Origin of the sequence: Bacillus haynesii, from assembly GCF_014042035.1 — a bacterium.
GTDB classification, from domain to species: domain Bacteria; phylum Bacillota; class Bacilli; order Bacillales; family Bacillaceae; genus Bacillus; species Bacillus haynesii.
Genome location: NZ_CP059494.1, coordinates 652,334 through 674,940, shown reverse-complemented (window position 1 = coordinate 674,940; position 22,607 = coordinate 652,334). Strand labels below are relative to the sequence as shown.

At 45.7% G+C, this 22,607-nt stretch carries 25 protein-coding genes; 1 reads left to right on the top strand and 24 read right to left on the bottom strand.

All coding sequences use genetic code 11. The annotated features are described in order from the left end of the window. Positions 1-67 precede the first annotated feature (67 nt). The 7 genes from H2R00_RS03365 to H2R00_RS03335 all read right to left on the bottom strand — a co-directional run bounded on the left by H2R00_RS03365 (position 68) and on the right by H2R00_RS03335 (position 5,556). Positions 68-784, bottom strand: coding sequence for a YphF family lipoprotein (locus tag H2R00_RS03365; RefSeq protein WP_154998163.1), 717 nt, complete (start codon positions 782-784; stop codon positions 68-70). A 22-nt stretch (positions 785-806) separates the two neighbouring features. Then, a complete protein-coding gene (locus H2R00_RS03360) occupies positions 807-1,010 on the bottom strand; it encodes a DUF2768 domain-containing protein (protein WP_003183013.1) in 204 nt (67 codons plus the stop codon). Positions 1,011-1,337: 327 nt separating this feature from the next. Then, positions 1,338-2,378, bottom strand: coding sequence for an NAD(P)H-dependent glycerol-3-phosphate dehydrogenase (locus H2R00_RS03355; protein ID WP_182070462.1), 1,041 nt, complete (start codon positions 2,376-2,378; stop codon positions 1,338-1,340). Positions 2,379-2,393: 15 nt separating this feature from the next. Then, positions 2,394-3,704 (bottom strand): ribosome biogenesis GTPase Der, encoded by a 1,311-nt coding sequence (gene der, locus H2R00_RS03350; protein WP_154998159.1) that lies wholly within the window; start codon positions 3,702-3,704, stop codon positions 2,394-2,396. Positions 3,705-3,866: 162 nt separating this feature from the next. Then, positions 3,867-4,061 (bottom strand): capping complex subunit for YIEGIA, encoded by a 195-nt coding sequence (locus tag H2R00_RS03345; RefSeq protein WP_003183019.1) that lies wholly within the window; start codon positions 4,059-4,061, stop codon positions 3,867-3,869. Continuing rightward, positions 4,058-4,957 (bottom strand): YIEGIA family protein, encoded by a 900-nt coding sequence (locus H2R00_RS03340; protein WP_154998157.1) that lies wholly within the window; start codon positions 4,955-4,957, stop codon positions 4,058-4,060. The genes H2R00_RS03345 and H2R00_RS03340 overlap by 4 nt, the downstream gene beginning before the upstream one ends. Beyond that, a complete protein-coding gene (locus H2R00_RS03335) occupies positions 4,954-5,556 on the bottom strand; it encodes a YphA family membrane protein (protein WP_182070461.1) in 603 nt (200 codons plus the stop codon). The genes H2R00_RS03340 and H2R00_RS03335 overlap by 4 nt, the downstream gene beginning before the upstream one ends. A gap of 71 nt (positions 5,557-5,627) precedes the next feature. On the opposite strand from H2R00_RS03335, the gene H2R00_RS03330 reads away from it, so the two are divergent. Then, positions 5,628-5,759, top strand: a complete 132-nt coding sequence (locus tag H2R00_RS03330; RefSeq protein WP_003183025.1) for a YpzI family protein — start codon at positions 5,628-5,630, stop codon at positions 5,757-5,759. Positions 5,760-5,788: 29 nt separating this feature from the next. Here H2R00_RS03330 and fni read toward each other — a convergent pair whose 3' ends face one another. The 17 genes from fni to H2R00_RS03245 form a co-directional block, all read right to left on the bottom strand. Continuing rightward, positions 5,789-6,838, bottom strand: coding sequence for a type 2 isopentenyl-diphosphate Delta-isomerase (fni, locus tag H2R00_RS03325; protein ID WP_182071014.1), 1,050 nt, complete (start codon positions 6,836-6,838; stop codon positions 5,789-5,791). 15 nt (positions 6,839-6,853) lie between these two features. Then, positions 6,854-8,002: a 30S ribosomal protein S1 gene (gene rpsA / locus H2R00_RS03320; protein WP_154998151.1), complete on the bottom strand. Its 1,149-nt coding sequence runs from the start codon at positions 8,000-8,002 to the stop codon at positions 6,854-6,856. 217 nt (positions 8,003-8,219) lie between these two features. Further along, positions 8,220-8,900, bottom strand: coding sequence for a (d)CMP kinase (gene cmk, locus H2R00_RS03315; protein ID WP_182070460.1), 681 nt, complete (start codon positions 8,898-8,900; stop codon positions 8,220-8,222). 79 nt (positions 8,901-8,979) lie between these two features. Continuing rightward, the gene (locus H2R00_RS03310; protein WP_023857462.1) at positions 8,980-9,156 is read right to left on the bottom strand and encodes a YpfB family protein; all 177 of its coding nucleotides are present in this window, start codon (positions 9,154-9,156) and stop codon (positions 8,980-8,982) included. A 162-nt stretch (positions 9,157-9,318) separates the two neighbouring features. Next, positions 9,319-10,671 (bottom strand): germination protein YpeB, encoded by a 1,353-nt coding sequence (gene ypeB, locus H2R00_RS03305; protein WP_182070459.1) that lies wholly within the window; start codon positions 10,669-10,671, stop codon positions 9,319-9,321. Positions 10,672-10,687: 16 nt separating this feature from the next. Then, complete coding sequence (sleB, locus tag H2R00_RS03300) at positions 10,688-11,605, bottom strand: spore cortex-lytic enzyme (protein ID WP_411802210.1); 918 nt, start codon at positions 11,603-11,605, stop codon at positions 10,688-10,690. 387 nt (positions 11,606-11,992) lie between these two features. Continuing rightward, positions 11,993-12,661 carry a glutamic-type intramembrane protease PrsW gene (gene prsW, locus H2R00_RS03295; protein ID WP_182070458.1) on the bottom strand — a complete coding sequence of 223 codons (669 nt, stop codon included), beginning with the start codon at positions 12,659-12,661 and terminating at the stop codon, positions 11,993-11,995. Between the two features lie 79 nt (positions 12,662-12,740). Continuing rightward, complete coding sequence (locus tag H2R00_RS03290; RefSeq protein ID WP_182070457.1) at positions 12,741-13,709, bottom strand: asparaginase; 969 nt, start codon at positions 13,707-13,709, stop codon at positions 12,741-12,743. A gap of 109 nt (positions 13,710-13,818) precedes the next feature. Further along, on the bottom strand, positions 13,819-14,784 hold the full coding sequence (locus tag H2R00_RS03285; protein WP_154994325.1) for a YpdA family putative bacillithiol disulfide reductase: 966 nt from the start codon (positions 14,782-14,784) through the stop codon (positions 13,819-13,821). Positions 14,785-14,873: 89 nt separating this feature from the next. Continuing rightward, positions 14,874-16,148, bottom strand: a complete 1,275-nt coding sequence (locus H2R00_RS03280; protein WP_043926775.1) for a Glu/Leu/Phe/Val family dehydrogenase — start codon at positions 16,146-16,148, stop codon at positions 14,874-14,876. A gap of 195 nt (positions 16,149-16,343) precedes the next feature. Then, positions 16,344-16,928 (bottom strand): genetic competence negative regulator, encoded by a 585-nt coding sequence (locus H2R00_RS03275; RefSeq protein WP_154994323.1) that lies wholly within the window; start codon positions 16,926-16,928, stop codon positions 16,344-16,346. Positions 16,929-17,081: 153 nt separating this feature from the next. Beyond that, entirely contained in the window at positions 17,082-17,867 is a 786-nt protein-coding gene (locus tag H2R00_RS03270; protein WP_182070456.1) for a metallophosphoesterase, read from the bottom strand. 80 nt (positions 17,868-17,947) lie between these two features. Beyond that, positions 17,948-18,337, bottom strand: coding sequence for a YpbF family protein (locus tag H2R00_RS03265; RefSeq protein WP_254115468.1), 390 nt, complete (start codon positions 18,335-18,337; stop codon positions 17,948-17,950). A 121-nt stretch (positions 18,338-18,458) separates the two neighbouring features. Then, positions 18,459-19,244: a LysM peptidoglycan-binding domain-containing protein gene (locus tag H2R00_RS03260; RefSeq protein WP_234111921.1), complete on the bottom strand. Its 786-nt coding sequence runs from the start codon at positions 19,242-19,244 to the stop codon at positions 18,459-18,461. Further along, the gene (locus H2R00_RS03255) at positions 19,186-19,830 is read right to left on the bottom strand and encodes a CPBP family intramembrane glutamic endopeptidase (protein WP_182070454.1); all 645 of its coding nucleotides are present in this window, start codon (positions 19,828-19,830) and stop codon (positions 19,186-19,188) included. The genes H2R00_RS03260 and H2R00_RS03255 overlap by 59 nt, the downstream gene beginning before the upstream one ends. Continuing rightward, the gene (locus H2R00_RS03250; RefSeq protein WP_182070453.1) at positions 19,824-21,317 is read right to left on the bottom strand and encodes a RecQ family ATP-dependent DNA helicase; all 1,494 of its coding nucleotides are present in this window, start codon (positions 21,315-21,317) and stop codon (positions 19,824-19,826) included. The genes H2R00_RS03255 and H2R00_RS03250 overlap by 7 nt, the downstream gene beginning before the upstream one ends. Continuing rightward, entirely contained in the window at positions 21,310-22,368 is a 1,059-nt protein-coding gene (locus H2R00_RS03245) for a YpbB family protein (RefSeq protein ID WP_182070452.1), read from the bottom strand. The genes H2R00_RS03250 and H2R00_RS03245 overlap by 8 nt, the downstream gene beginning before the upstream one ends. Between the last annotated feature and the right edge of the window lie 239 nt (positions 22,369-22,607).

The window sequence follows — 22,607 nt, the reverse complement described above, 5'->3', positions numbered from 1 at the left end:
AACCTTTCTCCTCATTGTATGCCGAGGAGAAAGGTTCATGACTGATACTTGCATTTTGACCGATATTCTATTCGAGAAAAACAGGTTCCTGTTTGTCATTCACCGAATACTTGACCGAAAACGCCGGAACAAAAGGCGTCTCTTCCCACATCAAATCCTGGACTTCCTCGCCCGGCTTTACCGTTTTTTTCGACTGCTTCATCAGTTTGGCCAAATCCATCCGGTAATCCACTTGAATGTCGCCTTTTTCATCGACGAGAAGCGGCAGCGAGGTGCCTGATAGCGGACTCGTGACAGAAGGCGCCTCTTTCAGTCCGAGCTTTTCATGGTCAAGCATGAATAAGTTCTTGGATACGACTTTTTTATACGGCGGATACTTGTGCTGATCTTTATACATTTCGACCCGAAGCTTTAACTCCCTGATCATTTCCGACATTTTTACATCAATGAGCTTGACCGTCGGCTTTTTTTCTACATCGACAAGAACGTACAAGTACTCTCCGCCGTTTTCATAGGAAGTGCCCGGCGGCTCAGCCATATACCGGGGGGACAGCCTGTTAAAATCGATAGGGTATTTTTGATAGATTGGCACGCTCATATCCCTTGTCTTAATCGGCAGAAGCCCTCCCGTCGCCTCCCTGAATTCATCAACGGCCGCCTGCACTTCTTTGAGCTGGTGCTGATAAGGTGCGCTGTTTTTCGCCTTTCTTTCTTCAGGGTACAAACAACCGCTTAACATGATTGCGGTTAATAAAGTAGCGAGCAGAACGTTTACGATTTTCATATGAATCTTCCTTTTTTATGCATTATTCGTTGACGGGACCGCTGAAGACGACAAAAAAGACGATCACGCCGGAGATAAGCATACATGTGTAGGCGACAAACGACGTGATAATTTTTAAAAAACGGTTTTTAAATTTATATCTGCTTATGTATATCGCAATCACCGCTAAGAACATCAGGCCCATTGATCCTAAGGCAAACCACATTTTTAACAGACCGACATTCACATTGAAGCCCTCCTTCTACCTTTTCTTGTGATGTAAGGCGTTATATTTCATTTTATATAAGAAAAACCAGAAGTTCAACAGCTTTTCCAATATTTCGAAACGGAAAAAGCCGCAAAAAAAAGCCTGAAGCAAAGAGGGGGGCTTTGCTTCAGGCATAACGATTGTGACTATATAACCCAATTGGTAAGATACAGCTCTTCCAGACTTCGATTCTATTTTATGCAAGTCTTCGGACAAATGTATCCTCTCTTGCCTAAGTCTCCAAAATGTTTCGGTTTTTTTAAACGAACTTAGAGGAGAGTATTAAAACAGTTGGTGATGGGGTGGTCATTTCATTTGATTTTCGAATGTGTTCACAAGATCTTCCATCTCGTGTGTTTTGACTCTTGCCATCAATGATTCGACTGCTGTCTCAACTTTTTCGCCGTCAAACAATACTTTGTGCAATGCTTCTGTGATCGGCATTTTCACATCAAATTTCTTTGAAAGCTGATAAGCGGCTTTTGTCGTGCGGACCCCCTCAACGACCATCCCCATTTCTTCCAGAACTTCATCCAGTTTGAAGCCTTTACCCAGCATATTACCGGCCCGCCAATTTCGTGAATGGACGCTTGTGCAGGTGACGATCAAATCACCGATTCCCGTAAGCCCCGAGAATGTCAGCGGGTTTCCGCCCATTTTTGTGCCGAGTCGGGCGATTTCTGCCAAGCCCCTTGTAATCAGCGCGGCTTTCGCGTTATCTCCGTATCCCAAACCGTCTGTAATGCCCGCAGCAAGCGCGATGACGTTTTTCAGGGCGCCGCCGATCTCTACGCCGATCATATCCGGATTTGTATACACGCGGAAATTCTGATTCATAAACATATCCTGGATCGCCTGTGCCGATTCAATGCTGCTGTCGGCAGAAACGGTTACCGTCGTCGGGTGCCTTAAACCAACTTCTTCCGCATGGCTCGGTCCAGACAAAACGACGATGTCCTCCCTTAATTCAGCCGGAATTTCTTCTTTCATCATTTCAGAAATGCGAAGCAGTGTGTCAGGCTCAATTCCTTTTGAAACATGTACAAAAATCGCCTTTTGGTTGATGGAGGAAACAGCCTGTGCCAAAACTTCGCGGATCGCTTTTGTCGGAACGGCGACAATGATCGTCTTGACATCTGTCACTGCAGCTTCAAGATCTGTTGTGGCACGCACGTTTTCAGAAAGTTTGACACCCGGCAGATAATCTTTGTTTTCATGATGTTCATTGATTTGCTGAATCAGTTCTTCACGATGGCCCCATATGCACACATCGTACTGGTTGTCCGCCAAAACGAGCGCCAAGGCTGTTCCCCAGCTTCCGGCTCCCAAAATCGATACTTTTGTCATTTTTACTACACCTCTTTATTTTCTTGCTCTTGCGAAAATCTTGATTGGTGTTCCTTCAAATCCGAAGGCGTCGCGTATCCGGTTTTCCAAAAAGCGTTCGTAAGAAAAATGCATCAGCTCAGGGTCATTGACAAATACGACAAATGTCGGCGGCTTCACAGCCACTTGTGTCGCATAATAAATTTTTAAGCGGTTTCCATTGTGCGTCGGCGTCGGGTTCATAGCCACTGCATCCATAATGATATCATTAAGAATATTGGTCTGCACCCTCATCGAATGGTTTTCGCTTGCCGTCATGACTGCAGGCATCAGCGTATGGATGCGCTTTTTCGTCAAAGCGGACATAAACAAAACAGGCGCGTAGTCCAAAAATTGAAAGTGATCTCTAACTTTTTCTTCAAATTCTTTCATCGTCCGCTCGTCTTTTTCGACTGCATCCCATTTGTTTACGACGATAACAACGGCTTTCCCTGCTTCATGCGCATAGCCGGCAATCCGCTTGTCCTGCTCAATGATGCCTTCTTCGCCGTCCAAGACGACGCAGACGACTTCTGAACGGTCGATCGCCTTTAAAGCTCGGAGGACGCTGTATTTTTCAGTTGCCTCATACACTTTTCCCTTTTTTCTCATCCCTGCTGTATCAACGATGACAAAGTCTCTTTGGTTATATGTAAACCTTGTGTCAATGGCGTCGCGCGTCGTTCCCGCAATATTGCTGACGATAACGCGCTCTTCTCCAAGCATGGCGTTTACAAGAGAGGATTTTCCGACGTTCGGCCGGCCGATGAGGCAAAATTGAACGACCTCGTCCTCATACTTCGTCTCAGGTATGTTTTTAAAATGTTCGCTGACCGCGTCAAGCAGATCGCCGAGACCGAGGCCGTGCGTCCCTGAAATCGGGTACGGCTCGCCAAAGCCGAGGGCATAAAAATCGTAAATGTCTGCTCTCATTTCCGGATTATCCACTTTATTAACCGCCAGAACGACGGGTTTTTTTGTACGGTATAAAATTTTTGCCACTTCTTCATCAGCAGCTGTGACGCCTTCGCGGCCGTTCGTCATGAAAATAATCACATCTGCTTCTTCCATGGCGATCTCGGCCTGATGGCGAATCTGCGCCAAAAACGGCTCATCGCCGACTTCGATTCCGCCTGTATCAATCAGGTTGAAGTCGTGATTCAGCCACTCAGCAGAACTGTATATTCGATCCCGCGTCACGCCAGGTGTATCTTCCACAATCGAAATTCTTTCGCCCGCGATCCTGTTAAAGATCGTGGACTTTCCCACATTGGGTCTTCCAACTATGGCTACGACAGGTTTTCCCATAGTACCCTTCCTTTCAATTCAGTAAAGCTTTTCCATCTTTAAATGAATGATCATTTGCTTCTCTTTTCAAAAAATCAGTTTGAAGAAAGAAACCCTTCTTATTCCATGCAGAAGGGCTTAACTCATATATTATATCAATTTCTAAAGAGATCACAACTGTAATTAAAAATGTTTCACAATCAAATAAAGGTCATCTCCTATTCCGTGGGCGATTCCGTCGAGAATGGCTTCAAGGTTTTTCGCGTACGTGTTCATTTCCTCGGGGGTGTCGCAGAAAAATGCAGCCGTTCCGCCGATCACCCGGTCTCGCCTTGTTGTGACGACGGCGAGAATGAATTTTTCGATTGATTCGCTCATTTTATCACCTTGCTGTGCTTTTCTTTAATGAATTCCATCGGTACGCGGATGGCGTTTTCCAGCGTCGGAACATCGCCGATCACCCTGATCGCCGTCTCCTTATCCTTGATGACCGGAAGGACAAAAACCGCGACCCGCCCGTCATTCAAATCTCTTTTCGCCAACGGCGAAAGAGAGGGTTCTCCAGAATCTCGATACACGCCGAGCACATTGGAAACGTCAAATAAAATTGCTTGCCTTTGCCCGAGATTGGCAATTGTCACTGCGGAATTAAAATTTTTCGGTTTCAAAATAAAACCCATGCCGTGTTCCAAAATCAGCTTCTGCTTTTCGGGAAGTCCGATATTCATAATGTAAATATTGTCGACATAAAGTCCGGCCCCTTCAAAATGAGGCTTTTTATACTCTATATCGACGATATCCTTAATAAAGCTTCCGGACATTAAAATCCTGCCCGAAATTAAACAGATGAAAGCAGCAGCAAGACCTGCCCATACCGATGAAAACAGAATGTATGCGAGGGTCGTCAGGAGCGATGTGAAAATGACAATGTAATTTCTGCTTTCAAAGGCGATCGCAATTCCTTCGATATACGTGCTGCCTCTTGAAACGAGTTCATAGCCGTCAAGCTGCGTCAATGTTTCCCGTTCCATATTCCGGACATCCCTGAATTGGGTTGCAGCCAGCGTTAAAAACGTAATCGCTGTATAATCCGATTTCAAGATCGACGGAATAATGATCGCTCCAATGCTAGCAGCGATCAAAGCCAGCGCAATATGTATCGTTTTCCCATGAAGATAAGTGGGGTACTGGCGGTAGTCTGTTCGGAGCATGTACACTCTGACAACAATACCGGCGATAATTCCCAAGATGATCGGATAAGTATATTGGCTCATGACATTTTTGCTGCTCCTTTATTCAATCGCTTCCATTTATGATAGACCTGATGCATCAGCTGTTCATACTGGGATATTCCGTAGACGAGAACGATCCCCGCAGCGCACATTGACAGCCAGGAATAACCGCCCGCTGCAATGTCTCCATAAAGCTTTCTGATGACGAATGTGTACAAGAGCTCCCCTTGGCACATCCCGAGTACAAACAGCCCGAGACGGGCAGCGAAGCTTCTTTCAAAAGCTGCCGTCATGATGACAAACAGGATGATGATCAGCCATTCAGGCTTTAGGATAAACCAAACAGGGTCATATAATGCAAACAGAAACAAAAAACCGTAGGCAGACACCATCGAGAGATGAAGCAGCAGCCGCTTGAAGCTTTTATGAAGCTTCAAATAACCGCACAGCATGAAGGCTCCCATATAAAACGACAAATAGGCGGCATTAAAATACAGAAAGAGCTGTACCTGATACATACTTAAAATGATGTTGAGCAGAATAAATGCTGACGCATAAAAACGAAAGCTGTTTTTCTCAAGGATAAAAGTCGTCAACACCCATAAAAACCACATTGACCAATAATAATAGAATTCTTCCATATGTTTTCGTCCTCCATTTTCAGTATGGAGTGACTTGAGATTTTTTAAACGTGTGATAAGGAGGGAACAGCGTGGGAAAAGACAGACAGGAAAAGAAGCTGAAGCAGCAGAAGCGAACCGAATCCGACCGTGACCAATCCATCAGCTACAATGGTGCCGCCTCTCTCGAAAGCGCGGAGGACGCCCGGAAGCGAAACCCGTAAAAAAACCGGCTCATGAGCAGCCGGTTTTTTTAACGCTTGCTGTAAACAAAGGGGTCAACACCCCTCGCTTTCAGCCAATGATATGTATCGCCCTTGATGACGAGCGGTGCTTTTTTCAACTGTTCAATCGTCCTGCATCCCAAGACGGTCATGATCCTTTTGAAATCTTCGATCAGGCTCTCGATTTCGGCGGCTAACGCCTCTTCTCCCGAAGCTGTCAGCACTTGGAGAAAATAGCCCGCCATCCCTGCCGCAGACGCTCCCAGCGCTATCGACTTGGCCAAATCAAGGGCATCTTGAATGCCTCCGGATGCGATAATCGGCTGATCGCCGAACAGAGAGCTGACTTCGGCCAGGCTGGCAGCTGTCGATATGCCCCATTGATCGAAAAACTCAACTGCTTTATCCCTGCGCAAATTTTCGATTTTTGAAAAATTCGTTCCCCCGAAACCGCCGACATCGACCGCCTGAACACCGGCGTTAAAAAGCCGGGCTGCGGTATCCCTGCTCATCCCAAAGCCCACTTCTTTTACGGCGACCGGTACGCTGACATTTCGGCAAATGTCTTCAATCCGGCGCAGGCGTCCTGTAAAACTGCGGTCGCCTTCAGGCATGACGATTTCCTGAATCACATTAAGATGAATTTGAAGCATGTCAGCTTCAATCATGTCGACCGCCCGCTTTGCCTGTTCCACTGTCGCTTCGCTCCCCAAATTGGCGAATACAAGCCCCTTCTGATTTTCTTTTCTGACAATCTCGTATGAAGGACGCTCATCAGGGTCTTTCAAAGCGGACATTTGCGAGCCGACAGCGACCGGTATGCCTGTTTGTGCAGCCGCCCTCGCCAAAGCCCTGTTGATCTCAAACGTCGCCTTCCCGCCCCCGCCTGTCATCGCATTGATAAAAATAGGCGAACTTAAAAACAGTTCGCCTATTTTGGTTGAAGTATCAACTTGTGACAATTCCGTTTCCGGAAGGCTGACGTGAACAAACGTGATATCATCAAGCCCGGTCTGACGTTTCTGTCCGGTTGACAGGGCATGATCAATGTGTTCTTTTTTTCTCTTTGCTCGCGTCACCATCATCACCAAATTTTACTTTAATTTATTCAGTTTGTCTCCGATCATTTCACCAAGCTGGAATCCTGAAGACTCTTCCTTCGCCTGGTACTGACGGTAATCTTCCTGCTCTGCTTTATCTGCATTTTCTTCAAGCTCTTTCATGCTTAAAGAAATGCGTTCTTCCTCTTCATTGACGTCAAGAACTTTCACTTTTACGTCCTGGCCTTCCTCAAGCACTTCATGAGGCGTTCCGATGTGTTTGTTGGAGATTTGCGAAATGTGAACGAGGCCTTCAACTCCAGGAAGCACTTCGACAAATGCGCCGAAGCTCACCAAGCGCTGAACCTTTCCGTCCAATACGTCTCCAGGCTTCACTTTTTCACCGATGTTGGACCAAGGTCCAGGAAGCGTTTCTTTGATTGATAGCGAAATTCGTTCATTGTCGCGGTCGACGGACAGCACTTTGACTTTGACATCCTGGCCTTCTTCGACTACGTCTGACGGTTTTTCAACGTGTGAATGCGAAAGCTGGGAAATGTGAACAAGACCGTCAATACCGCCGATGTCAACGAAAGCACCGAAGTCTGTCAGGCGCTGTACTTTTCCTTCAAGCACCTGTCCGGCTTCCAGCGTTTGAAGAAATTCCTGTTTTCTTTCTGACTGCTCTTTTTCAACAACCGCACGGTGTGATAAAATCACGCGGTTTTTATCTCTGTCAAGCTCAACGACGATTAAAGTCAGCGTCTTTCCTTTATAATCTGTAAAATCTTCAACAAAATGCGCCTCTACAAGCGATGCGGGAATGAATCCGCGCACGCCGATATCGACGACCAGACCGCCTTTGACGACGTCCTTTACTTCGGCTTCAAACACTTCTTTTGACTCAAACTTTTTCTCTAGGTCTTCCCAAGCGCGGTCTGCATCAACAGCACGTTTTGATAAAATCAATGCATCGTCTTCCACTTTTGTCACTTTTAATTCAAGCTCATCGTCTACATTGACGACATCTGATGCTTTTTCAACATGAAGACTTGATAATTCACTGATTGGGATAATTCCGGTTTGCTTGCAGTTGGGGATGTCAACATCGACATGCTTGTCCTCAACTTTCGTTACAATACCTTTCACCACATCTCCAACCTCTGGTACTTGAACATCAATTTGATTCATTTCCTCTGTCATTTCAATAACCTCCTTGGTCCAAACCTACACAGCTTTTGTAAAAACGGTTATTCCGGACTAAATGATATCCGATCCGGACAGCCGATATGTATTAAAGAACCATTCAAAAATGGATATTTGAATGTTCTAAAACATGATTTATTATTACTAACTTCTAATAAAAGCCTGTGTTTGTCAAGTCAAAACATGCAGACAATAAGTAATTTGCCCGGATTTTTTATTTTTGAGCCTTTTTGTCTACAACCTGCAGGATTTTTTCGGCCACTTCATCGATCGTCAATGAAGTCGTGTCGATTTCAAGCGCATCGTCCGCTTTTTTCAACGGCGAAATCTCGCGTTCTGAATCGAGTTTGTCACGGCGCCTGATTTCTTCTGCAAGCGTTTCATAATTTACATTGTACCCTTTTTTGACGTTTTCTTCAAAGCGGCGTTTTGCCCGCTCTTCAACGGAGGCCAAGAGAAATATTTTCACTTCCGCATTCGGGAGAACGTGGGTTCCGATGTCGCGGCCGTCCATGACGACGCCGCCTTTTTCAGCTAGCTGCTGCTGCCTTTTCGTCATTTCTTCGCGGATCCCGGCGTGTTTGGCGACGATTGAGACTTGGTTGCTCACGTCATCCGTGCGGATCGCCTCTGTTACATCTTCGCCTGCGATATAAACCTTCTGTTCTCCTTCAGGCGAAATCGTGAGATCGATGGCAGATTTTTTTAACAGGGCCGTCAGCGCCGCTTCGTCGGTTAAATCAACGCCCTTTTCCAGCGCTAAATACGTAATCGCCCTGTACATGGCACCCGTATCAATATAAATATACGACTTTTTTCTGGCCACGATTTTCGCCACGGTGCTTTTTCCGGCTGCCGCAGGGCCGTCTATTGCAATGCATAATTTCTTTTCCATAATTCCTCTCCTTGCTATCTGGTACTCCTTATAGGATTGTATCATGTATTAGGCGAAAAAGGGGAGATTTTAGCGTGAATTACGGCTTAAATGTCTCGATCCATTCGCCGATTTTCATGTTGTTCACGCCTTCATACTGCACGACCTTTGACAGATAAGGTTCAGCCTTGGAGAAATGAAAAAGAAGCTGCACGCTGATTAAAATGACCGCCTGTACGACAAGAATCTTAAATAATAACCGTTCGATTGTTTTCATATCATTCCTCCGCTGCCCGGAAAGTTTATGGCGCCGGGCATGTATAATTTTCACCGGCGGACGTGCCGCCCATACGTTCAGTATGGAAATGTTTACAGCGAATTATTCCGAATGCTAAAAAGGAAAAGGCATGTTGACGCCTTTTCCCTCTGATCTATCGTTTTACAAGTCGTTATATATCGGTTCTGCACTTTTCATTTTTTGGACCTTCTCTTCCGTGCCGTCTTCGGTATTGATAAACATGCGGAATGTATCGTTTTCAATTGTGCCGAGAATTTCGTAGCAGAGCACTTCTTGTGAAAGCTCGTTCGTGACTAAAGCAAGGCGCGTCTCCTGAACTTTTACGTTGGGATTCAGGCTTGCTTTCGCTTTTTCAAGCGTTAATTTCGGCTTCGGCAAGTCTCTTTTTTTATGGGAGATTAAGAAATCCTTTGCATTAAACCCGGTAATCTCGCCGTCGTCAAGCGCGACCTTGATGCGGATGCTGTCCGGATAGAGCCAGACATCGTCCTGAACCGGAACAAATGAAAATACGCCGACGCCGTCGTATTGCGAGCTTTCATCCATCTTCAAGTCTTCGGTTTTATAGCCGTTTTTTTTCAAAAATTGAAGGGCTTTGTTCGACGCATCGTTTAGGCTGATTTTTTCGTCTTTAATTTTTTTGTTTTGGATCAGATAAACCGGATATCCGCCTTTTTCGGTAATGTCCATATATATATCCGCTTTTTGATCAGGGTCCTTCATGCTGATGCTGTATACATCCCTGTTCGTTTTCTTGCCGCTTTTCGACACTTTGATATTGTAATTTTTGTCCTGAGCGAATTTTTGGGCAATCTTGCGTGCTTCTTTTTCGGTTATTCTTTTGCCTTGTAAATGGTCGTACCCTTGCTGCTCTTTTTTCGTGTTCGTCATCTCTGTCGCGCCTAAGTCCGTATCCGAAAATGCACTTGCGCTTTTTTCAACGGTTTTAAATCCATTAATAATCGTATTGTCGCTTTGTTTTTGGCCGGACGCGAGCGCAAGCTCTACATCCATCCATCTCAAATTTTTGTCAATAATCAAATGCTGGACATTACGCAGTTCATTTTGTATATCCTTTGAATTTTCATAAAGCTGATTTAAAGATGCGTACTCTTTTTTATTGAGCGGCTCTTTGTCAAGGTCGCGCACGGCTGCTTTGTAGCTGAAATCTCCGACCTTTGCCAAAAACTCTTCGGTCTTGTTAAACGGCATTAAGGTCAGCGGCAGCTGGCTGACATTGTTATGCGCCTCAGAAGTCGTTTTCCACACTTCCGCCAAAGCGGGAGACAGCGTTTTTTTACTGTTCATCGCAAGCGTGCTCCCGATTTTATCATGCAGCTGATCCACCTGATAAGTTAAGTCGTGAAATGCCCTTTGATAGTTGTTTTCGGCATGAAGCAAAACGGCGTCTTTCTCCTGATGTTCTTTATAGCCCCAATAGCTTGTTCCGACGATGGCGACACCTAAAAGGGCGATTAAAATTCCTCTGATCATTTATAGCACCTCGCTTTTATTCACAGAAAATGTGTTTACCGATCCTTTTAATTTGAGGTCTGCCCCAAATCCATGAGCTAGTGGCCGTGTCAGGGTTAAAATAGTAAGTGGCATTTTCTGATGGGTCCCAGCCGTTGATGGCGTCAAGAACGGCTTTTTTCGCCGTTTCATCCGGCGTCATATAAATCTGGCCGTCCGCAACAGCTGTAAATGCAAGCGGCTCAAAGATAACGCCCGCCACCGTATTCGGGAACGTAGGGCTGTTAAGCCTGTTTAATATAACAGCTGCAACGGCGACCTGGCCGTCATACGGTTCTCCGCGCGCTTCACCGTAAACCGCTTGGGCCAACAGGTTGATGTCGTTGTTCGAGAAGCCGCCCGGCATGTTGGCTGCAACGGCATCCTGTTTTTTAGGCGCCTGCTGTTTAGGTGCAGCCTTTTGCTGCGTTTGTTTTTTCGGCTGTGCAGGAGCGGCCTGCTGCTGTTGCTGCGGCTGTTTCTGGGCAGTGCCCTGCTGTTGTGCGCCCTGCCGCTGTCTTGCTTCCGCCTTTTTTCGCGCCTGCTGCTGCACTTCTTTAGAAGGCTTCGTCTGATACTTCAGCGGCAGTCCGCCGTAATGTGTAAATTGGTTACCTTTTCGAAGCTGTCTGTGCACGTAGTCGCTGTAATATTTAGTATGATTGATTAAAAATCGTTTTGTTTTCGGCCCGACCAGGCCGTCTGTATCCTTTAAGCCGAACTGATTTTGGAAATTGCGGACGGCCCAGTATGTCGCCCACCCGTATACTCCGTCAATTCTGCCATTGTAATAGCCGTTATATTGAAGCCTTGCCTGCAGTTCAATCACATCATCCCCTGTCGCCCCCCGCTGTATTACCTGTTCAGAAAAGGCAGCGCTTTTTTGACTGAATGGAAGTGAAAGACTGGTTGCCATAATGGTACATAAAATGACATTCAAACAAAAAGAACCTTTCGACTTCATGTTTTAAGCCTCCTCCAGCATTTTTGTAACCATATCTTTTGTAGCGAGGCAGATTTTATACACGCTTTCCTTTCTGTTTCATCTTTAGGCAAATATGCCTGTCTACAAAAATAAAAAAACCGCCCTTTTACAGGGCGGTTACAGATTGTTGACAAAATCCCAAAACGGCTTTTGTTTTGGGATTTTGTCATCCTTTCAGCGTGATTGAAAACCCTTGCAGTCTAGGAAGGCCGAGCATCGGAGCGCAGCGAATGTTGGAATTCGTGAGCACCGACGCGCAGGCCTGACAACGAATGCGAGGGTTTGTCGACACGCTGAAACCGCCCTTTTACAGGGCGGTTATTGCTGAAGGGGCTGTCCATCGGTTTTGACGGAACGGGCTTTTTTTGCTTTGCGCAAGCCGAACCACCAAAGAAACGCCATAAAGGGCAGCATAAAATAGATCCAGTTTTTTAAGGCGAGCAGAATATAATCGTAGAGACCGTGAAGCAAAGCCGGAATAAAAAGCGAGCATAGCAGCCATTTCATCTTTGTTTTGCTAGCAGAAAACCGGGCTTTGCCGATGTAAAAGCCCATGATCACTCCGAATAGGGCATGGCTGGAAACCGGAAGCAAAGCGCGCATAAAGGCGTACTCCACCCCGTTTCCGATGAGATACAATATATTTTCAAGCGTCGCAAACCCCAATGAGAGGCTTGTCCCGTATACGATTCCGTCATAGTGTTCATCAAAATCAATATGCTGAAAAGTGCTGACCATCAGCAAAAACCATTTTAAAAATTCTTCCAAAAAGCCGGAAGTTAAAAATGAAACGACAAAACTGCCCTCAGAAATGTGTTCTTTTTCCAATACATACTGGATAAACATCGTCGGAAAAACGAGCAAAACCCCCAGTATAAAAAGGCGGATGACCATATGAATGGGCTCGGATTCATATTTTTCCTTTAAGTAAAAATACATTAACAGTGCGATTCCGGGAGCTAAGCCTGCTGAGATAATTCCGAACATGAGGAAACCTCTTTCCTTTTCATCTCATTCTATCCTACCATGATTCGGATTGTTTTGAAATTGAAAAAGAACAGGCCGCCTAGTAGCAGAATTTGTCTTTTATGCCTTCTTTATAGCTTGCAAGAAGGACGGCAAGTTTCATTCTCGCTTTTTTGCTGTCATAATCCTTGCCTAAGATGACCCCTTTTTTCGCGAGGTCATAGCTGCTGCCTGCATAGTCATAGGTCGTATAAACTTCGCCTTCCTCTGCGCTCGTCGTGATGACGATATATACTCCCTGATTTAATGCTTGTTCGATATCGCCCATCATATTCGGCGGCACCTGTCCCCTTCCGACTCCCTCAAGGACAATTCCTGCGACACCCTCGCGGACGGCGGCTCTGATAAACTTACCGTCTCCATCTAGATAGCATTTGACGATGTCCACTTCAGGAAGCGGTCTTTGCAGCTGATGAACATCCCGCTTTAACGGCTTTTGATAGACGTATACTTTATCATTGTCAATGATCCCTAAGTAACCGAAGCCGAATACGTCAAACCCCTGCAGATTCGAAGCGTGCACTTTTTTAACGTAGCGCGCGTTAAAGATCCTTTCGTTAAAAACAACGACCGTGCCGGCTCCTTTTATATCTGGGCTGCACGCAGTATAAACGGCGTGCCTGATATTTGTATATGCATCTGTGCCTTGCTGCTCAGGGGCCCGCTGTGAACCTGTCACAACGACCGGCCTTTCATCATGCAAGGTTAAATCCAAAAAATAAGCGGTTTCTTCAAGCGTGTCCGTACCATGCGTCACAACTGCGCCGTCATAGCTGCCGTCCTGAAACACGCGTTCGACGGTTTGTTTGAGCTCTAATAAATGCTGAAATGTAATATGCATACTCGGAAGCTGAAACGCCGGATAGACATCGATCTGTACATCTTCCGGCAAGCTGCACATTTCGGCTAATTCAGGACCGCTGATCGCCCCTGCCGCAAGCCGGCCGCTTTCAGTTTTCCGGCTGGCGATCGTGCCTCCCGTTGTAATAAGAGCTACTTTCTTTTTCATATCAGGATGCCCCTTTTCTGTTGATCTGTGTGCCGATAAAAAAGAGAGCACATCTATATATAGAATATGCTCTCTTTTGCCTGATCCAAATCATAAAAATATCCGGTTTTTATATCCGTTTTGCAATTTCAGCTGCAATTAAGCCGCCGTGAAAACGGCCGTTTTCAATAAAGATTTCATTTGCGTTGTTCCCGGCCGCAATAACGCCGGCGATGAAGATGCCTTCTTCGTTCGTCTCCATCGTTTCTTCATTAAAGAAAGGACGGCCCGACTCTGCGTCAATTTTGACTCCCATTTTTTGAAGAAAGCTGTGATCAGGGTGATAGCCTGTCATGGCGAATACAAAATCATTTTTGATCCTGGTCTCTTTTCCGTCGACAGAAAAAATCAGCCCGTCTTCCGTAATTTCTTTGACGACTGCCCGGAATTCCATTCTGATTTTTCCATGCTTGACAAGCGAAAGGAATTCCGGAAGGATCCACGGTTTGATGCTGGAGGAATATTCGTTCCCTCTGTACAGCACGGTGACTCTTGCGCCCGCTTTAACGAGCTCCATTGCCGCGTCGACGCTTGAATTTTTGCCGCCGATAACCGCAACATCTTTATCAAAATACGGATGAGCCTCTTTAAAATAATGAAATACTTTCGGCAGGTCTTCTCCCGGTACATTCATATAGTTCGGGTTGTCATAATATCCCGTTGCGACAATGCAAAATGAAGACAAATACGTATCCTTTGATGTTTCCACGATAAATTGGTTATTCTCTGTTTTTGTTACGGATTGAACTTTCTCAAACGCGTTGATCCGCAGATTTTTCCGTTTGGCGACTTCCCTGTAATAAGAAAGCGCCTGATTTCTGACCGGCTTGTGATTTTCAGTAATAAAAGCCACATCGCCAATCTCCAGTTTTTCGCTTGAGCTGAAAAAGGTTTGGTGTGTAGGATATTGATAAATGCTGTTGACGATATTTCCTTTTTCAATGACGAGTGCATCTATTCCGATCTCTTGCATGTGAATAGCTGCTGAAAGCCCGCAGGGGCCGCCGCCGATAATGATCACTTTTTCTTCTTTCATGTTCCGTTCATCTCCTGTCATATCCGGCAAATCAAAAAATCTCCTATTTTATGATAGGAGATTTTTTGGGTTGTTGCAAATGTTTGAGCCTATATCCAGCCTCTGAAGCGGGATGCTTCCGCCATCTTGCGGACGCCGACCATATAGGCTGCAAGCCTCATGTCAATTCTGCGGTTGTGCGCCATTTCGTAAATATTGTTGAACGATTTGACCATCATTTTTTCCAAACGTTCTTCAACTTCTTCTTCAGTCCAGTAGAATCCCTGGTTGTTTTGCACCCACTCGAAATAGGATACGGTTACACCGCCGGCGCTTGCCAGCACGTCAGGTACAAGAAGAATGTCGCGGTCGGAAAGAATTTTCGTCGCTTCGAGCGTCGTCGGGCCGTTGGCTGCTTCGACAACGATCTTCGCCTTGATGTTATGGGCGTTTTCCGCGGTAATTTGATTTTCTATTGCAGCCGGCACCAGAATGTCGCATTCCAGCTCCAGCAGTTCTTTGTTTGTAATGGTGTCATTAAACAGCTTTGTGACCGTTCCGAAGCTGTCCCGGCGGTCAAGCAGGTAATCGATGTCAAGCCCTTCAGGATCATACAGGCCGCCGTATGCATCAGAAATGCCGACAATCTTTGCGCCTGCGTCATACATGAATTTCGCAAGGTAGCTTCCCGCATTTCCGAACCCCTGCACGACGACAGAAGCTCCCTCAATGTCGATGTCTTTCTTTTTCGCCGCCTCTTTAATGCAGATTGTAACCCCTTTTGCTGTCGCAGATTCTCTGCCGTGAGAACCACCTAAAACGAGCGGTTTGCCGGTAATGAAGCCCGGCGAGTTGAATTCGTCGATTCTTGAATATTCGTCCATCATCCATGCCATGATTTGAGAATTGGTAAATACATCGGGAGCCGGTACATCTTTTGTCGGTCCGACAATTTGGCTGATCGCCCGAACGTACCCTCTGCTTAAACGTTCCAGTTCAGGAAAGGACATATCCCGCGGATCACAGATGATCCCGCCCTTTCCGCCTCCATATGGAAGGTCGATGATGCCGCATTTCAGACTCATCCAAATAGAAAGCGCTTTAACTTCTTTTTCTGTAACTCCCGGATGAAAACGGATGCCGCCTTTTGTCGGCCCTACTGCATCATTGTGCTGGGCTCGGTAGCCCGTGAAAATCTTAACAGATCCATCGTCCATGCGAACCGGAATTTTCACCGTTAAAAAACGGATCGGTTCTTTTAGTAATTCATACACCTCTTCAGGATACCCCAATTTTTCAAGCGCCTTATGTATCACCGTTTGCGTTGATTTCAAAACGTCATGTGTGTTTTCTTCAGTATGACCGGTGTTTTGATCGGCTACCATTATAAGTTAACCTCCTAAAGTCTTTCTGGCATGTTGTCCTTTCAGAGAATAGTATACACCCTTGCACTAATCATGCAAAGAACAATCAACCATTTTTCGTGAAAATATTCAAGAAAAATCTTTTTTGTTATATTCTTATTTTCGGCAGAAAAAAACTGCTGTTTAGCACAGCAGAATATCTTTTTTGAATAAGGGCTATTTGAAGTATGTCTGAATGGTCTGAACGGCATTGTTTTCCATGATTTTCTTTCCGTATTCCTGAAGCCTGTAAATCGTTAAAGTCGTCGGATTTCCATATTCGGCTAAAATCGAAATCACGCCGTCAACCTCATGGGAGTCAAAATCGTCGAGACTTAAGAAATACCTGCCCTCGTAGTGGTAGACTGTCCCGCCTTGAATACCGATGCGGTCCAGGTTTTTGGAAAGTTCAATCAGATGCTCGAATGTTTGAAATTCATATATAATGTCAACACTTTCGCCAAGTTTGACTTGCATTTCAATATAGTCCTCATCATACTCATTATCGTCTTCATCTGTTTCCTGATTTTTTGTGACAATGATGACCATTCCTTGTGCTTGAAGAGAATACACTTCAACAGCGATTGGGCCATTTGCTTCGAACCCGAGCTCTGTATTCGCTTCGTTCATCATGTCTTTAAACAGCTGCTGAACCTTAAATGAGTCTTTCCAAAGGTCTTCTTTCGTCAGCCCCCGGTCTGTCAGATCGTCAAGTGTCAGAAAGATTTTGATCTTATTATAATTTAGACGCTCAAGCCGCATAACGTTCCCTCCTGCCTCTTCTTGCACACATCATATATCTTATTATATGGAGATGATGAGTCATAGGTTCTTAATTTTGATACCAGTTTACACTGTGTTTGGGCGGAAGACAAGCACAATGCCGCCTTTTCGTTTCTTTTCAGTGAAAAAGCATTAGTTTCCTTCCATGTGGGGTCCCGGAACCAGCTTGATCAGATGTGTTTCCGGCCTCGCTCCCAGCCGCAGAGGAAGCTTCGATGTTCCATAGCCGTTGCTGATCAAGTACGGAGCCTTGTAAACGGTACCGGTTCCTCCGATTTCACAGAGCCCGAATCTGCCGAAGCGAATTTGTCCTCCGTGGGTATGACCGCTCAATATCAGGTCAATACCGTCCGCCTCCTGTATTTGATGATGAATCTCCGGATTATGTGACACAAGGATAGTCGGAAAGCCCGGCTGCACGCCGCCGAGAGCTGCCGGGTAATCATCCAATTCGAGCCTGATGTCATCCACTCCGCAAATATTGACGGCTTGTCCTTGATGGTCATGCAATACCGAAGCATTGCGCAAAGCTGTTACGCCGTGTGTCTTGAATATTTCACGGAGCCTTTCCTGATCAACTTCATAATCGTTATTTCCCCATACAAAATACGGTTTTCCCAAACTTGAAAGCCTTTTGATATTTTCTTCAATTCTCGTATAAGGGACGCCGTCCTCCGCTAAGTCGCCGCCGATGATGACGAGCTGAACCCCGCGTTCTTTCACTTCACGAATAATGTCTTCGCTGACTGTCCGCCTATGAATATCTGAAATAAAAAAGACATTCAATTCCCTATCCAGGCGTCTGAGTGAAAATTCAGCCTTCAACAGCCGGTTTTCGCGCGCGATGGCTGACATTTTCCACACTAAAGCAGCAAGACCGATGAAAGCGGCCGAAGCCAGACTGAGCCAATAGATCATGTGCATTCTCCAATCTGTTTTGTTTATGATAAGACGGCCTGATGCAAAAAGACGTTTCTTTTAACAAGAAAACGTCTTTTTTATTTGCTTTCGAAATAAAGATTAATGTCATACTGCTGTTTCATGATCTTAAAAACCGTTTCCCTTGATTTCCACTCTTCAGGCTGGGGCCATAAATCCGTGCTTTTCTGAATAATCTCGCATCTCAGCTTATGATATTCCCCTTCTGCTTTTTCTTCCTTCTTTTTAAAATAGTAAGCGGTGCTGTATGCAAAAGCGGCCGATAAAATCCAAAGCAGATAGACGGAGTCATTCAGCAAGCCGGAAAGGAAGCCGTTTTGCCCGAGCCCTTTTGACGCTGCAAACAAACAAAACGAAAACGCGCATATCGCCGCCAGCACCTGCCACCTGAATGTCTGTCTGGCATAGTTTTCGTACTTTTTCTTCCTTTTTATTAAGGCGCGGAGCATTTGTTTCGTCGGTTCGTCCGTAAAACGGTCCAGCTCTTCAAGCTCGCTTCCCACAGTCCTCACACCTTGTCCTATTTGTTAGTACAATGTATATGTATTCGCGGGCAAAATCATGCCACTGTTAATAAATCGGGATATCCAGGACCTGGCCGGCGTAGACATTGTTGCCTGATAATTGATTGTAATTGCGGATTTTTTCCTCTCCTGACCGGTTCTTATAATATTTCATCGAAATCCGGAAAAGCGTCTCTTCTTTACCAACCGTGTGCTTCAGCACCTTTTTGGGCTGCGGTGTTTGCTGAACTGGCGGCGTTTGAGCTGCGCTTGCCGTTTTCTTCTCTTGTTCCGCAGGCTGCTTCGGTACGGGCTTCTTTGCAGCAACAGGCTGCTCCTCAGCTTTTTTTGCCTCTTTAGACTGCTCTTTTTCTTTTTGCTTTTGCTCGTCTTTTTTTGACGGTTCATCCTCTTTATTTTCCGATTGGTTGTTCTCTTTCAGCTTTTCTTCTTGAAGGGCGGCGGCTGTATGCTGCGAAGCCGCCTTTTGATCTGCCTCTTGTTCACCGTTTTGATTTTCATTGGTCATTCCTGTTTCACTTGACTTGTTTTCATAAAACACATCATCATACTGATCAGGGTTGGAATCGCCGCCTTGATTCAGCATGTACATGAACACCACGAAGACGATGATCGGAATGAAAACAAACATGACTGCAAGAGACGTGAATAGTGGATTTCTGTCTTTATTCTTTTTTTTGCCGTGCTTCTTTTTTTTATGATAAGTCTGTCTGGAAGGAATCTCATCGTCAGGTGTCTTCAGTTCAACAGCCGCGGCCGCCTCCCGGCTCATTTCAGCGCGGGCCTTCTCCTGCTCCCTCTTCTTCCTCTCTATTCTTGACATCTCCGTCATGTGAACTCCTCCTTACGTGTTGAAAACGAATCTGGCACGCAAATACAACATCGATCAAAAAATGTGCCGTGACAGGAACGAATAAATTCCCTGTCCATTCCAAGCTCAATCCGAGCAAAAAGCTGATGGACACAACCATTACAAACAGCAGCCATTTTTTTAAATAACGAAAATGCAAAATCGCGAAAATAATGCTCGCCGCCCAGAGGCCGAAATGCGTCTGGATAACGCCCCTGAACAATATTTCCTCTGCAAATGCAATGAAAAGGGTAAGAATCACGATATGCGGATACGAGCGTTCACGAAAGAGCTTTTCATTTATCCCTTCATCGTCATACATATGCTTCGGAGCCCATTTCATCACCATCAGGTCGGCAATGATCACGAGGGCCGCGAGCGGCGCCCCGTACTTTAGAATGCTCAAGTCCGATGGATTCCAAAGCGATAGAAAAGCGTCTGCATCAGCAAATAAAAAGATGCCCATCAATAATGCGGTAAAAAGCATCAGCATTTGGGAAAAATAGAGCTGTTTCAGCATTTCCCTGTCTGACAGGCGCTGTATGATTTCCGACTGTTTTTTCAGCATACACGATCACAGCTGGCGGCAAATATGGTATCCAATTCTTCTTCCCACGCTGTCAATTTGTTCATGGACGGACGGTCTCCTTTGACTTCGTATGCTTCAAGACTTAAACCGCAGGATGTACAGCACGGTTCATCCGTTTGAGGCGGTTTTTTTTGTTCATTAAAATAAGCGAGCAAGCTTTCCCTGAAACACCCTTCGCGTTCAGTAATGGCGGCGAATCCCGCCGCTTTTTTCAATTTGAGCTCCCTGCGGCTGTCCATCTCCCTATGAATGACCGCCTGGCCATCGCCGCCCAGATGATGCACCTTCTGATATAGATGGAGAAAATGACGGGCTTGCGTTTCCGATAAACCGGCCAGCTGCAGAACTTCCCGCCGGCTGCGTTCATCTTTCACTCCGGCAAGCTTTTCGTATAAAAAGCCGATATCACTTTGGGAGAGGGCTTCCATTTGAATGAGCTGCTCCTGGATTTCCTCGTCTCCCGGAGCTTTCAGCAAAATGCTGACGCTCTGCTTTCCATCCCTGCCCGCACGTCCGATTTCCTGCAAATACGCCTCTATCGTCTGCGGGAGGCTGAAATGGATCACATATCTGATATCAGGCTTGTCCACTCCCATGCCGAAGGCGTTTGTACAGCAGACCACATCAAGCTGATTGCGGATGAACTGCTGCTGGATCAGCATCCTGTCGCCTGCCTCCATCCCGCCATGATAAAATCCCGTTCTCAATTTTGTTTCTTCACGAAGCTTGTCAGCCAGTTCTTCAGCCCATTTTCTCGTCGGGCAATAAACAAGGCCCGGACCTTGCAGCTTTTGAACCAGCTCTGTCAGCCGCTCCGTCTTCTCAGCGTTATCCCGCAGCTTTTCAATATGAAGCGCAATGTTCGGACGATCGACTGAATGGATCAAATAATTGGTGTCTTTAAGCCCCAGCATATCTGAAATGTCCTTCAATGTCGCTTCGGTTGCCGTCGCTGTAAGCGCCAGAGTGACGGGATGACCGAGGAGCGCCTTGATGTCTCCAAGCTTCGAATAATCAGGCCTGAAATCATGCCCCCATTGTGAGATGCAGTGGGCTTCATCAACGACAAAAAGGCTGACATTGAGCAACTGAAGCTTTTTCAGCATTTGGCCGGACTGGAGTGCTTCTGGTGAAATATACAGATATTTGAGGCGGTGAAGCCGATTGAACACGTCATTTTTTTCTTGGTATGTCAATGCGCTGTTCAAAGCGGCAGCTCTCTTCTCTCCACGCATCTTCAATTGCTGCACCTGGTCTTCCATTAAAGACAAAAGCGGTGAGACGATCAGGACGGTTCCGTCTTTCAACAGCCCTGGAAGCTGATAGCATAGCGATTTCCCCCCTCCTGTCGGAAGCATCGCCACCGTGTCCCGCCCCTCCAGGACGCTTTTGATGATCGTTTCCTGGCCTTTTTTAAAAGTATGATAACCAAAATACCGGCGGAGTGCCTGATGAAGTTTATCCATTCCTGATCACCGTTTTCGACAAGGCGAGGCGGATTTTAAAATAACTGTATCGGCCGCCGAGCCCCTCTTTAATTTGTCTGATTTTATTGGTTTGGTTCGCTTTCGCATAATCGGCAATGATTTTCTGCTCCTCTTTCGACACGTACTGATCGATGGAAAAAGACGGATCATGAATGGCAATTTCCACAATGTGATCCTCGATCGTCGCCGATTTCAGCTTTCGAATGTCTGCGATCCGTTCTATTGTATGCCCTTCTTTTACAAGATAAAGCGTTTTTCTCGTCGATTGTGTCAGACCATCCTTCAAAGGAATGTCCTGAATGAGCGTTTGAAAAAGCGGACTTTCACCATTTTGGGCGGATTGAATAAAATGATGCAGAACATCCCAAAACAGTGCATATATGTACCACTCATCAAGGTCCATCTTTTCGGAAAGCTGTCTAAATGTATAGCCCGCTTTTGCCCCGGATGTCAGGGAGTGAACAAAAATAGCGGCCTGTTCATCATGATTCAAAACAGACAGCTTCTCTTTCAGCTCTTGGTGAAACTGGACTGCTGTTTCAGCGGCATTCCGATTTCTTAAATACTGTTTAACCCAGTTCTGAATCTGATAATCTTTTACGATCGGGATATACACGCGTTCGCTGTAAAGCTTGTTGGAGAGCACTTGAATCAAAAGCGACATCCTTGCCCACATCATTTTGGCTGCCGCCTGATAAAAGCCGCCGTGAAAATGGCTGGGCCACGGGTAAAGGGCAAAAAAGCCGGCAAGTTCCGCTTCCCCTTTTTCGGTGACGGTGTAGGCGCCGCTTTCCGCTTTTTCTCTGATCAAAGACTCCTGCTTCAATTGTTGAACGCTGACTGACACCTGCTCTCTCGACAGAGTCGAACAAAAGCCGAAGTATTTTGAAACGGCAAATAAACCGGCGTCCTGTATCGTCTGTGACGACCTTTTTCCTTTTAATAAATGATAGACGGCGCTTGGAGAACGCTCACCCTTCATGGATGACAGAATGTCAAGCACAATAGCGTCAAAAAAATGAACCGGCATATCATCACCTACAATCTTCCGGCAACATTCGATCATTTCTTCCTTTTATTTTAACAGATTTTGCGGAGAAATCGACGTTTAAACTCATATAAAAGGGGTATGTTAGCAGTAGAACCCTTGTGTGATAAGCATTCTCAATATTTTTGAGTTGAAATGTAAGATTAACACCATTACAATAAGGAATGGGAATAGGTTTCATATCGGATAGATAGAGGGTTAAACCATTTGTTCCAACGAAG